Raw genomic sequence first — 13,699 nt, forward strand, 5'->3', positions numbered from 1 at the left:
TGACATCCCGGGTCGATGCTCATCAAGAGCGACCGACCCTTTGAGTAAAGTTTGAGAGATCGACTACACCGCCGCCTGTTGCAGACAATGCTCGACCAGCGCTTCCAGCTCCGCCTGATAGTGCTGCATCAAGGTTTCGATGGTGCTCGGGCGATAACGTCGGGTGCTGTAGATGCAGCGCATCGACAACTTGCCGTCAAACACCTGGCCGACCACTTCCAGCCAGTTGCCCAGCCCTGCTTCGAGGCTATAGGTATCGCCGATTCCCTCTTCAGCCGGCATCAGCATCGCCTGCTCATCGAAGGTCTGGTCGAATTGCCCCAGGTAGTTGAAGGTCAGCCGCGCCTGAGGCAATGCCGCGAGTTGCGCCTGCACGGGATTCTCGGCCATGTAGCGCAATGCGCCGTAGCCGACACCTTTGTGCGGCACACCCGCCAGTTGATCCCGAACGGCGGCGATGGACGCACCGAAGCCCTGTTCCGCCAAGGGCGCCAGACGCACCGGGTACATGCTGGTGAACCAGCCCAGGGTACGACTCAAGTCCAGGCCTTCGACCAGATCCTCACGGCCGTGCCCTTCGAGTTGCACCAGCACCGAAGACGCTTCACTCCAGCGGCACAACACGCGGCTCAGGGCCGTCAGCAACAAGTCGTTGATTTGCGTGCCATAGACCGCAGGTGCCTGTTTGAGCAGTTGCCCGGTGCGTGTTGCGTCCAGGCCCATGAAGGTCTCTTCGCGGTAACGCACCTGGTTTTTTCCCCGCGGGTTGTCGCACGGCAAGTCCTGACCCGGTTGATCGAGCTGTTCCAGCCAATAACCCAGCTCGCTGTCGACCAGCATCGGCACCTGCGCCGCCAGGCCATCGGCCCAGGCACGATAGCTGCTGGTGCGCACATCCAGCACCGGCTCACGGTTCTGGCTGAAGGCTTCGTAACTGAGTTGCAAGTCCTGCAACAGCACACGCCAGGACACCGCATCGATAACCAGGTGATGAACCACCAGCAGCAGGCGCACCTCGCCGTCCGGCAGGCTCACCAGCATGGCTCGCAACAACGGACCTTCAGCCAGGTTCAAACTGCGTTGCGCCTCATTGGTCAGCGCCTCCAGTTGCGCGACGTCACTGACGTCACGCTGCCACAGCAACGGGTTCTGCTCGGCCAGGCGCAAGCTGTCCTGCACCGATTGGTAGTGCTGGAACCAGCGACCGCCATCCTGGAAGAAGCGCAAGCGCAGGGAGTCGTGCTGCTCCAGCATCCGCTGCAGCGTGCGCTCCAGTGCCCGGGCGTCGAGTCCTTGGCGGGCGCGTAACATCATGGCCTGGTTGAAGTGGTGAGGTTCGCTCATCTTCTCGTCGAAGAACCACGCCTGAATCGGAATCAGGCCAAAGGCACCGGCCTGGGCCACATGGGTGGTATCCGGCGCCAGTGCAGCCTGGGCGACCACGTGCTGATCGAACAGATTGCCAATGGTCTGGAAGCGCATCAGGTCACGCAGTTTGATCTCCAGTTTCAACTCTGGGTGGTTACGCGCCTTGGAGATCACCTGCAGGCTGAGAATCGAATCACCGCCCAACTCGAAGAAGTTGTCGCTGATCCCGACTTGCTCCACTTGCAGGACGTCGGCCCAGATCTGCGCCAGCAACGCCTCTTCAGCGGTGCGCGGCGCCACGTAATGCTCGGCCTGGAATTCGGGTTCCGGCAGGGCTTTGCGGTCGAGTTTGCCGTTCGGTGAAATCGGCATCCGCGCCAGACAGATCACCTGCAGTGGCACCATGTATTCCGGCAACTGCGCCCGCAGCGCGGACTTGAGGCGATCACCGGCATCGTCTTGCGCACTGACCACGTAGCCGATCAGCTGCTTGCCGGAAACGCCGTCACGGGCAATCACCACGGCATCGCTGACGCCGTCCTGGGCCCGCAAGCAGGCCTCGATTTCACCCAGTTCGATACGAAAGCCACGGACCTTGACCTGATGGTCGACACGCCCGACGTAATCGAGGATGCCATCGGCGCGCAAACGCACCAGGTCGCCACTGCGATACAACCGGCTACCCGGCTCGCCGAATGGGTCCGGCACGAAGCGCTCCGCGGTGATCGACGGGCGACCGTGATAACCCCGGGCAACCCCGTAACCGCCGATGTGCAATTGCCCGGACAAGCCTTCCGGCAACGGATTGAGATCATCGTCTAGGACCCACAACGAACGCTGACCGACCACCCGTCCGATCGGCGCATACGCCGCCGCACACGCTTCATCGTTGGCCGCCTTCCAGAGCATCGGCGTGACCACCGTTTCTGTCGGGCCGTAACCGTTGGTGATGTATTGCGGACGCAGTATCCGGCGTACTTGCGCCAGCGTCTGCTCCGGCACGGCGTCCCCGCCCAGGCAATAGATACGCACCTTTGGCGCGCTCATGCCGCTGCCTTCAACGTATTCGGCCACCTGTTTGAGATAGGCCGGCGGGAAGCAGGCGATATCGATCGACAGGCTCTGCAACGCCTGGCTGGTCTGCTCCGGCGTCCACAGTTCATTGTCGCGCAGCACCAGCGTGCCACCGAACGCCAGCGTCGTGAGCCAACGTTCGTGGGCGCCGTCGAAGGCGAACGACATGAAATGCAATTCGCGGGTCGTGTGATCCATCTCATACAACTCGCGGATCGCCTGGCAATGCATGCTCAGCGGTCCATGGGTCACCGCCACGCCTTTGGGCACACCGGTGGAGCCGGAGGTGTAAATCAGATACGCCAGGCTTTCTTCCCAAACCTGCACCGCCGGGGCGCTGTCGGGATACTGATGAGCGTCGAAATGGTCAAGATCCAGCAGCGGCAGCTCGGCCGGCAACGGCAGGCGCAGGGCCGCCGTCCCACGGCTGATCATCTGGGTCATGCCCGAGTCTTCGATCATGAAAGCCAGACGTTCGCTCGGGTAATCGATGTCCAATGGCACATAGGCCGCGCCGCTTTTGAGTACCGCAAGCAACGCCACCAACATGTCGAGCGAACGCTCCAGCGCCACACCGATCAACACTTCAGGACCGGCACCGGTGGCCATCAGGTGATGGGCCAGTTGATTGGAACGACACTCCAGGTCGGCGTAGCTCAGGACCTGCCCGGCACACTCTGCCGCCACTGCGTGTGGACGCGGGATCACGTGCGCTGCAATCAATGCCGGCAGCAGCTCGCGACGATGGACCGCTTGCGGTTCCCCACCCCACTGTTGCAGCGCCTGCCATTGCTGCGGCGCCAGGCGTTGCAGATTACCGAGCCGTTCAAGCGGCGCATCAAGCATCGCTTGCAGGGTCATCTCCATGGTCTGGCGAATGCGCTCGACCGCTTCGACACTGAAACGATCCCGCAGGAACAGGTACTCGATCGACAGTTCTTCGCCGAGGTGTACCGCCAGGTCCATCGGGAAGTTGGTCACGTCGTGGCTGACCGAGGCGCCGAAACGCAGCCCGCCTTGAGCCTGTTCCAGACGTTGGTCGATCGGGTAGTTTTCGAACACGATGATGCTGTCGAACAACGGCTGGCCACCCTGCCCCGACCAACGCTGGATATCCGCCAGCGGCGCGTGGGCGTGCTCGCGCAGATCAAGGTTGTAGGCTTGCAAGCCGCTCAGCCAGTCATTCAGGCGTTGGGCCGGTTCCAGGGTCTGGATTACCGGCAAGGTGTTGATAAACAACCCGAGCATGCTGCCGGCATTCGGTAAACCTTCCGGACGCCCGGCCACCGTGGCGCCAAACGCCACGCTGTGCTGACCGGTGTAGCGCTGCAACACCAGCAGCCACGCACCTTGAATCAGCGTGTTGGCAGTGATGCCCTGGGCGCGGCAATGCTGTTGCAGCGTCGCGGTCTGTTGCGCATTCCATTGGGTGTACAGGGCCTGGTGCCCGTGCTCCGTGGAGTCATGACGCGGGTGCATGGCCTGACTGAGCGCCGTCGGTTCGGCCAGGGTCTTGAGGTGGCCTTTCCAGAATTGCTCCAGGCGCCCCTGATCCTGATCCTGCAGCCACGCAATGAAATCACGATAACGTCCGCTCTCGCCTTCCACCTGCCCGGTGGCGTAATGCTGCAAGACTTCACCGAACAGCTGCGAACTGCTCCAGCCGTCCATGAGGATGTGGTGGCTGGTCCAGATCAACTGATACTGATCGGCCCCGGTGCGCACCAGCCGCGTGCGTTGCAGCGGCATGCGGTTCAGTTCGAAACCCTTGACCCGCTCCAGACGCGCGAACTCGGCCAGTCGGGTTTCATCCATCGGGCCGTCGACCGCTTGCAGATCGACCACCCCCTGACGATGCACCACCTGCACCGGCGAGGCTTGGCCATCCTGCCAATGGAACGAAGTGCGCAGAATCTCGTGACGCTGCACCACGCATTCCCACGCCGCGCGAAAGCGCTCGATGTCGAGGCCTTCCACCGACAAGTTCAGCTGATTGACATACAGGTCGTTGCCATCGTCTGACAGGGTGTGGAACAGCATCCCCTGTTGCATCGGCGACAACGGGTAAACGTCTTCGATCTCCCGCACCGGCACCGGCAAACCGTCCAGACGGGCCTGGCTCAATGCCGCCAACGGGAAGTCCGACGGAGTCAGTCCATGGCTGTCCGGCGCCAGGCAATGCTCGATTAGCAACGTCAGTTCCCGAGCGTAATCGTCGGCCAGCGCCTGCACGGTGGCGGTGTCGAACATCTGTTGGCTGAACGTCCAGGACAGGCTCAACTCACCGCCATACACCTGACCGTTGAGGGTCAGCCAGTTGCCCAGCGGGGCGAGGTCACTGAGTTCGGCGCCGGCACTTTCACTGGCCGGAACGAACAACGCGGCCTCGTCGAACTGGCTGTCGAACTGGCCCAGGTAGTTGAAGGTGATCCGCGGCATGGGCAGCGCGGCCAATTGCTGACGCGCCGACTCATTGCCCAGGTAACGCAAGGCGCCGAAGCCAATGCCTTTGTTGGGGATCGCCCGCAGTTGTTCCTTGATCTGCTTGATCGAGTCATCGACCGCCGCTGACGGCGTTAGGCGTACCGGGAACAGGCTGGTGAACCAGCCCAGGGTGCGGCTCAGATCCACCGCGTCGAACAGGTCTTCGCGACCGTGACCTTCGAGCTGGATCAGGGTCGAGGCATCACCGGTCCAGCGGCAGATGACCCGCGCCAACGCGGTCAACAGCAGGTCGTTGACCTGGGTGCGATAAGCCGCTGGCGCCTGTTGCAGCAACTGGCTGGTCAGGGCCTTGTCGAGCCGGGTCTGCACACTGTGCGCGTAGCGGTTTTGCAGGCTGGCGTCAGGACGTTCGCAAGGCAACGCCGGGGCGGCGCCTTGCAGTTGTTCCGACCAAAGCGCCAGTTCAGCGTCCAGGGTGCCCGCGTATTGCTGCAGGTGTTCGCCCCATGTTTTGAACGCGCTGGTCTTGGCCGGCAAGGCAATCGAACGGCCGGCCTGGACTTGGGTGAACGCGGTTTGCAGGTCTTCGAGCAACACGCGCCAGGACACGCCATCGACCACCAAATGATGCACCACCAGCAAAAAGCGCTGGCTGTTGTCGGGTAAATCGAGCAACACACCGCGCAGCAGCGGACCGTTTTGCAGGTTGAGGCTGCGCTGGGCTTGCTGGCAGCTGGCTTCGAGGTCGCCGGCATCGGCCAGCGTCGTTTGCCACAACAATCTTTGACCGGCCTCCAGCGGTCGGTGATGGGCGGTCCAGCCCGACGCCGACTCGTTGAAGCAAAGGCGCAGTGCATCGTGATGCTGCACCAAGGCCTGTAGCACTTGCTCGACGGTATCGGCGTGCAACTGAATGGACGGTTTGAGCAGCAGCGACTGGTTCCAGTGATGACGCTCGGGAATGTCGCCGGCAAAGAACAGCTGCTGTAGAGGCAACAACAGGGCTTCGCCGCTAACCGGACCTTGATCAATCGTCAGCGCGGTACTGCCCAGTTGCGCTACAGCGGCCAGGGCCTGCACGGTCTGGTGCTGGAAAAGATCCTTGGGCGTGAATTGGATACCCGCTTGACGGGCACGACCGACCACTTGAATCGAGATGATCGAATCACCGCCCAATTCAAAGAAGTTATCCGTCGAACTGACGCGTTCCAGGCGCAGCACATCGGCCCAGATCGCGGCGATGCGCTGTTCCATATCGGTGCGTGGCGCCACGTAGCTGTGTTGCGTCAGGTTGGCATCCGGCTTTGGCAATGCCTTGCGATCCAGCTTGCCATTGGGCGTCAACGGCAACTGCGCCAGCAACATCAGATGCGCCGGCACCATGTGGGCCGGCAGGCTGTCCTTGAGCTGGCTCCTGATGTCGTCACGCCACGCGACTTGCAGATGCTCTTCAAGCGGTTGCGTTGGCACCAGATAGGCCGCCAATTGTTTGCCGCTCGGCCCGGCATGCGCCAGCACCACCGCTTCGCGGACGGTGGCAAGCGCCAGCAAGCGTGCTTCGATCTCACCCAGCTCGATGCGGAAACCACGGATTTTCACCTGGTTATCCACACGACCTTGATAGTCGAACACGCCGTCCTTACGCTCGCGCACCAGGTCACCGCTGCGGTACAGCCGCGCCCCCGGCGCACCGAACGGGTCAGGGACAAAGCGTTCGGCGGTCATCGCCGGACGGTCCAGGTAACCCCGGGCCAGCCCCGTGCCGCCCAGGAACAACTCGCCCATGACGCCTTGAGGCAGTGCGTTCAAATCGTCGCTGAGCACACAGGTACTGCGGTCACCGATGCGCGTGCCGATGGGGGCATAAGCCGCACCGCAAACGTCATTGCGGCCGGCCTTCCAGATCAGCGGCGTGACCACGGTTTCGGTCGGCCCATAGCCATTGATGATGTACTGCGGCGCCAGCGCTGCCCGTGCCCGCTCGAAGCTGTCGTTGGGCACGGCGTCGCCGCCGAAGCAGTAGATGCGCACGGCTGGCGGGTTGCCGACGTGCTCGGCGTGTTCGGCCAATTGCTGCAAATACACCGGCGGAAATGCCGCCACGGTCACGCCGTGTTGCTGCATGGCGGTGTAGGTCTGTTCCGGGCTCCAGAGGCTGTCGTCGCGCATCAGCAGGCGCGAACCATGGGTCAATGGCGTCAACCAACGCTCGTGGGCACCGTCGAAAGCGAACGACATGAAATGCAGCTCGCAATCGTCCGGGGTCATTTCGTAGCGTTGGCCGATGGCCTGGCAATGCATCGCCAGTGGGCCATGGGCGACACACACGCCTTTGGGTTGCCCCGTGGAGCCGGAGGTGTAAATCACGTACGCGAGGTTTTCGTCGTGGACGCTGGTCTGCGCGGCAGTGCCGGGGAAATCTTCGGTCGACAGTCGATCCAGTTCCAGTGCACGCAAACCATTGCTCAGGGGCAATTGCTGGCTCAACACCGAATCGGTCAGCAACAGCGCGACACCCGAGTCTTCGATCAGGTAAGCCAGACGTTCACGGGGATAGCTGGCATCCAGCGGCACATAGGCGCCGCCAGCTTTCAGGACCGCCAGCAAGGTCACCAGCATCGAAGGGCTGCGGGGCAAGGCCACACCGACACGAACTTCCGGCCCCACACCTTCGGCGATCAGCAGGTGCGCCAGTCGGTTGGCCTGGGTGTCCAGCTCGCCAAAGCTGAGCACCTGATCGCCGCACCGAACCGCTTCACGGTCAGGCTGTTGCGCCGCGATCACGCCAATGCGTTGATGCACCGGCAGCGGATCAGTGCACGGTTGCGCGACATTGCTGGCGTGCAGACGCGCCTGTTCGGCGGCGCTGAGCAGCGTCAAGGCACCGAGGCGCACGCTGGCGGATTGGCAGAATTGTTCCAGCAACGAAGCCAGTTGTGCGTTCAGCCGAACAATCGCCTCCAGGCTGTAATGTTCCCGGGTAAAGCTGTAATGCAGCGACAGTGTCTGACCCAGGTTGACACCCACGGTCAGCGGGTAGTTGGTCTGCTCTCGGGTGTCCACCGGGCCGAAACTCAAGCCCAGCGGCGCGCTCTGCTCCAGCGCTTCAGAAATCGGATAGTTCTCGAACACCAGCAGGTTGTCGAACAGACCATCGCTGCCCTGCCCCGACCAGCGCTGAATGTCGGCCAGCGGCGTGTGCTCGAAGTCGCGCAGCGACAGGTTCAACGCCTGCACCGATTGCAGCCACTCGCTGACGGTCAGTTGCGGTTCGGGGCGGGCGATCACCGGCAACGTGTTGATGAACAGCCCAACCTGTTGCTCAACGCCGGGCAAGTCGGCCGGACGCCCAGACACCGTGGCGCCGAACGCCACGGTCGACTGGCCGGTGTAGCGTTGCAACAGCAGTAGCCAGGCCGCTTGCACCAGGGTGTTGAGGGTGACTTTCTGCGCCCGGGCGAACTCGCCCAGGCGCAGTGTGGCGGTGACATCGATCAAGTGCTGATGCTGGTCATGTCCAGTGCCGATGCCCGGCGCCGAGCGGTCAGCCAGACCTTGAGCCAGGCGTGTCGGCTCATCGAGTTGAGCCAGTCGGGCCATCCAGAACTGTTCGCTGGCCTGGCCATCCTGACCTTGTAGCCAGGCGATGTAATCGCTGTAGCGACCGACTGTCGCGGCCGGTGTCTGGCCGGCATAACGCTGGAGCACCTCGCCCAACAGCTGCGAGTTGCTCCAGCCATCCATGAGAATGTGGTGGCTGGTGTAGAGCAATTCGTGCTGGTCGTCAGCGGTGCGTACCACCACCAGGCGCAACAGCGGCACCCGCGTCAGGTCGAAGGGCTGGTTGCGCTCGGCCTCGGCCAGTGTGTCCAGGTTGTCGGCCGGTTGCCCGCGCCAGTCGTAAACGGTGAATGGCAGCTCGGCATGGCGTTCGACGATTTGCAGCGGTCGGGCCTGTTCGCCGCCCCAGACAAACCGCGTGCGCAAGATGTCGTGCGCCTCCAGCGCCGCTTGCCAGGCCTGGCGGAAACGCTCGACATCCAGCCCTTGCACCGCGACGCGCATCTGGTTGATGTACTCGCCCGAATCCTGCTCATACACGCTGTGGAACAGCATGCCCTGCTGCATCGGCGACAGCGGATAAATGTTATCGACACACTGTGGATCGGCGACCAGCGCATCCAGTTGTTGCTGGTTCAACCCTGCCAGCGGGAAGTCTGAAGGCGTGACGCCGCGATGGCGGGCATCGCAGCAGTGAGCGATCAGTGCGCTCAGCTCGCTGGCATAGTCGTCGGCCAGGCGCTGAATCGTCACTGGATCGAACATGTCACGGCTGAATGTCCAGCTCAGGTTAAGCTCGCCGCCATAAACCTTGCCGTTGACGTCCAGCCAATTGGCCAGCGGTGCCTGCGGGCTCTGCTCGCGACCGGTGCTTTCACTGGCCGGCACGAACAGCGCCGTCTCGTCGAACTGGCTGTCGAACTGCCCCAGGTAGTTGAAGGTGATGCGCGGCACGGGCTGTGCCGCCAGGGTTTCACGGGCCCGGGCATCGCCCAGATAGCGCAAGGCGCCGAAACCGATGCCTTTGTTCGGCACCGCGCGCAGTTGTTCCTTGACCGCTTTGAGCGAGTCGGCCAACGCGGTGGCCGGGGTCAACTTGACCGGGAACAGGCTGGTGAACCAGCCCACGGTGCGGCTCAGATCGATGTCGTCGAACAGCTCCTCGCGACCATGGCCTTCCAGTTGAATCAAGGCCGATGCCTGCCCGGTCCAGCGGCAGATGACCCGCGCCAGTGCCGTCAGCAACAGGTCGTTGATTTGTGTGCGATACGCCGCCGGGGCCTGTTGCAGCAACTGACGCGTCAGGTCCGGATCCAGTCGGGTTTCGACACTCAGCGCCTGGGCGTTCTGCAAACCACCGTCCGGGTTGTCGCACGGCAGATCGACGGTGACGCCAGCCAGTTGCTCAGTCCACCAGTGCAATTCGGGCTGCAAGGCATCGCCGGCATAAGTCTGGAGGTGTTCGGCCCAGGCCTTGAACGGGCTGGTCTTGGCCGCGAGTGAAACCCCTTGACCGCTTTGCAGCTGCTCACAGGCGCGCTGCAGATCTTCCAGCAGCACCCGCCAGGACACGCCATCGACCACCAGGTGATGGATCGCCAGCAACAGGCGCTGACTGCCATCGGCCAGCTCCATCAACACCGCGCGCAACAACGGCCCAGTCTCCAGGTTCAAGCTGCCTTGCGCCGCATCGCACACGGCTTCGACTTCACTGGCCTGCTGCAGCGTCACGCATTGCAGCAGCGTTTGGGCATTGCTCGCGCGGTGAGTCGCAGTCCAGCCACCGTCTGTTTGAGTGAAGCTCAGACGCAGAGCATCGTGGTGCAGCACCAGCGCCTGCAAGGCCTGCTCAAGAATCGCGGCGTCTACCGCGCCAGCCGGCTTGAGCAACAACGCCTGGTTCCAGCGCTGACGCTCGGGAATCTCGGTGTCGAAAAACCGCTGCTGGAACGGCAACAGCGGCGTGATCCCGGTGATCGGGCCTTGCTCGATGCTCAGGGACGAGTCGCCCACCTGGACAACACGGGCCAGGCCTTGAATGGTCTGGAACTGGAACAAATCCTTTGGCGTGAGGCGCAGGCCCGCCTGACGGGCACGGCTGACTACTTGAATGGAGATGATCGAGTCGCCGCCCAGCGCAAAAAAGTTGTCGGTCACGCCGACGCGTTCCACCCCCAAGACGCCCTGCCAGATCTCGCATAACTGCTGCTCGATCTCGTTGCCAGGGGCCAGGTAGGTTTGCTGCACCAGCGCTGCATCCGGTTTGGGCAGGGTCTTGCGATCCAGCTTGCCGTTGGGCGTCAGCGGCAAGGCGTCGAGGAACAGCAAATGCGCCGGCACCATGTATTCCGGCAGATGTTCGCGTAGCGCCGCTTTGAGCACCTCACTCAAGCGCGCTTGTGCCTCGGCGTCACGGGTGACAACGGTTGGGACGATGTAAGCCACCAATTGCTGACCGCTCGCGCCGTCCTGAGCCAGGACCGCCAGCTCACGCACGGCGTCTTGCTGCAATAGCCGCGCTTCGATTTCGCCCAGCTCGATACGGAACCCGCGGACCTTGACCTGATGGTCGATACGCCCGACGTACTGCAAGTTGCCGTCCGCTTGATAACGGGTAAGGTCGCCGGTGCGATAGAACCGCTCGCCCGGTGCGCCAAACGGGTTGGGCAAGTATTTTTCCGCGGTCAGACCGGGACGCGCCAGGTACCCCCGGGTGATCCCGGCACCGGCCAGGTACAGCTCGGCTGCGACGCCCTGTGGCACGGGTTGCAACTCGCCGTCGAGGACATAACTGGCGGTGTGCTTGAGTGGCCGGCCGATGCTCGGCTGACCGCCGGCGGTGCGACGGGTCCAGGTGGAATAAGTGGTGTCTTCCGAAGGGCCGTACAAGTCGTAGACGTGTTCGACCGTGGTGTGTGCATACAACGTGTCGACCAGGCTTTGTTTGAGCGGCTCACCCGCCAGATTGATGATGCGCACGCCGGGTGGAATGTCGCCGCTACGCTGCAACGCGGCAATGGCCGAGGGCACGGTATTGATCAGGCGCACCTGATCGCGTGCCGGCAACTGCGCCAGCTCGAGGGCATTGCGGGCAATGATCAGCGACCCGCCATTGGCCAGGGTGACAAACAGCTCCCACACGGACAGGTCGAAACACACCGACGTGGAAGCCAGAACACCCTGGATGTCGTCGCGACTGTAGACCGATTTCGACCAGTCGATCAGCGCCAGAACGTTGCGATGGGCAATCGCCACGCCTTTGGGTTTGCCGGTGGAACCGGAGGTGTAAATCACATAGGCGAGGTTGTCCGCCTGCACCCGAGTGACCGGCGCCGTCTGCGGATAACCGGCAAAGTCGGCCTCGGCATTGTCCATCAGCAGCACATCGGTGCCGCTGGCGACCGACAGACTCGCAGCCACCTCACGCTCGGTCAGCAGGCATAAGGCGCGGCTGTCTTCCAGCATGTAGGCCACGCGCTCGCCGGGATAGTCCGGGTCCAGCGGCACATACACACCGCCGGCCTTGAGTACGGCGAGCAATGCAATCAACAGGTTTTCCGAGCGCTGCATGGCGACGCCGACCCGCACTTCCGGGCCGACCCCGCGCTCGATCAAGGCATGCGCCAACTGATTGGCCCGGCCTTCGAGGGCGGCGTACGTCAGGTGACGCTCGGCGAACGTCACCGCCCGGGCATCAGGCGTTGCAGCGGCTTGCCGGGCAATGAGCTGGTGAATGCACAGATCGCTGGCGAACGGTTCGTCCGCTCGGTTCCAGTCGCGCAACATCAATTGCTGCTCGGCCCCGTCGAGCATCGGCAATTCACCGACCCGTTGCTGCGCACTGGCCACGATGCCCTTGAGCAACGACTGCCAGTGCCGGCCCATGCGCTCGATGGTGGCGGCGTCGAACAAGTCGGTGGCGTAAATCAGCGACGCCCAGACCCCTTCAGGTGACTCATGGGTTTCCAGGGTCAGGTCAAACTGCGCCGTCAGGCTGTCCCAGTTCACGCTCTCGACTGCCAGGCCCGGCAACTGCATGGCCTGACCGGACTGTCGGGCACCGCTCTGATGGTTGAACATCACCTGGAACAACGGGCTGCGGCTCAGGCTGCGCTCCGGTGCCAAGGCTTCGACCAATTGCTCGAACGGCAGATCCTGATGCGCCTGCGCCCCCAGGGCCGACTGCTTGGCCTGGGCCAGCAGCGCGCTGAAGGTCATGCTGCTGTCGATCGTTGCGCGCAAGACCTGGGTGTTGACGAAGAAACCGATCAGACCTTCGGTTTCAGCGCGATTGCGGTTGGCAATCGGCACGCCGATACGGATATCGTCCTGACCGCTGTAACGGTGCAACAAGGTCTGGAACGAGGCCAGCAGCAACATGAACAGCGTCACGCCTTCGCGCCGGGCAACCTCCTGCAAGCCTTTGCCCAGTGCGCCTTCCAGCGGCAAGTCGAGCCGTGCGCCCCGGTAACTTTGCACCAGCGGACGCGGATGATCGGTCGGCAACTCCAACACACCCGGATCGCGGCCCAGGTGTTCGACCCAATAGGCCAACTGACGCTCGCGCTCCCCTGCGTCCATCCAGCTGCGCTGCCACTGTGCGAAGTCGGCGTACTGAATCGGCAACGGCGCCAGCACCGCAGGCGTGCCGCGGGCGAAACCGGCGTACAGTTCAATCAGCTCGCCGACCATCACCTGCATCGACCAGCCATCGGAAACGATGTGATGCTGGACCATCACCAACACGTGATCGTCCTCGGCCAGACGCAGCAAGCGGACTCGCAACAGCGGGTCCTGTTCCAGGTCGAACGGCCGGGCGATTTCAGCCTCGATCAGACCGCGCAGTGCGGCCTCATCGATTGCCGAGTCCACCGCGCGCACCTCAAGCTGCAGCGCAAACGGTGGGTTGATCAGCTGAATGGCCCGATCCTGATCCCCACGGGCAAAACCGGTGCGCAGGCTTTCGTGACGCTCGATCAGCGTATCGAAGCTGCGTTGCAGCACCGCCATGTCCAACGCTCCGCGCAATCGCAATGCCGTCGGAATGTGGTACGCAGCGCTGTCCGGTTCCATTTGCCAAAGAAACCACTGCCGCTCCTGAGCATAGGAAAGCAACAGGGGCTCACCGGCAGTGCGCCGAAAAATCGGAGCAATGCCATAGAGGTTAATGCCCTGTTTGCCCAGTAGAATCGCCAGCGCCTTGCGTTTCTCGGGAGAGAGTGCGCCTACCGATTCAATCAACTGCTGCATG

1 protein-coding gene is annotated in these 13,699 nt (G+C 62.8%); it reads right to left on the minus strand.

Going from position 1 to position 13,699, the window contains the following annotated elements; translation table 11 throughout:
- Positions 1-63: 63 nt before the first annotated feature.
- Positions 64-13,698, minus strand: coding sequence for a non-ribosomal peptide synthase/polyketide synthase (locus tag ACYZT6_RS17605; protein WP_462027989.1), 13,635 nt, complete (start codon positions 13,696-13,698; stop codon positions 64-66).
- Position 13,699 lies beyond the last annotated feature (1 nt).

It is taken from the genome of Pseudomonas sp. RT6P73, assembly GCF_054897715.1.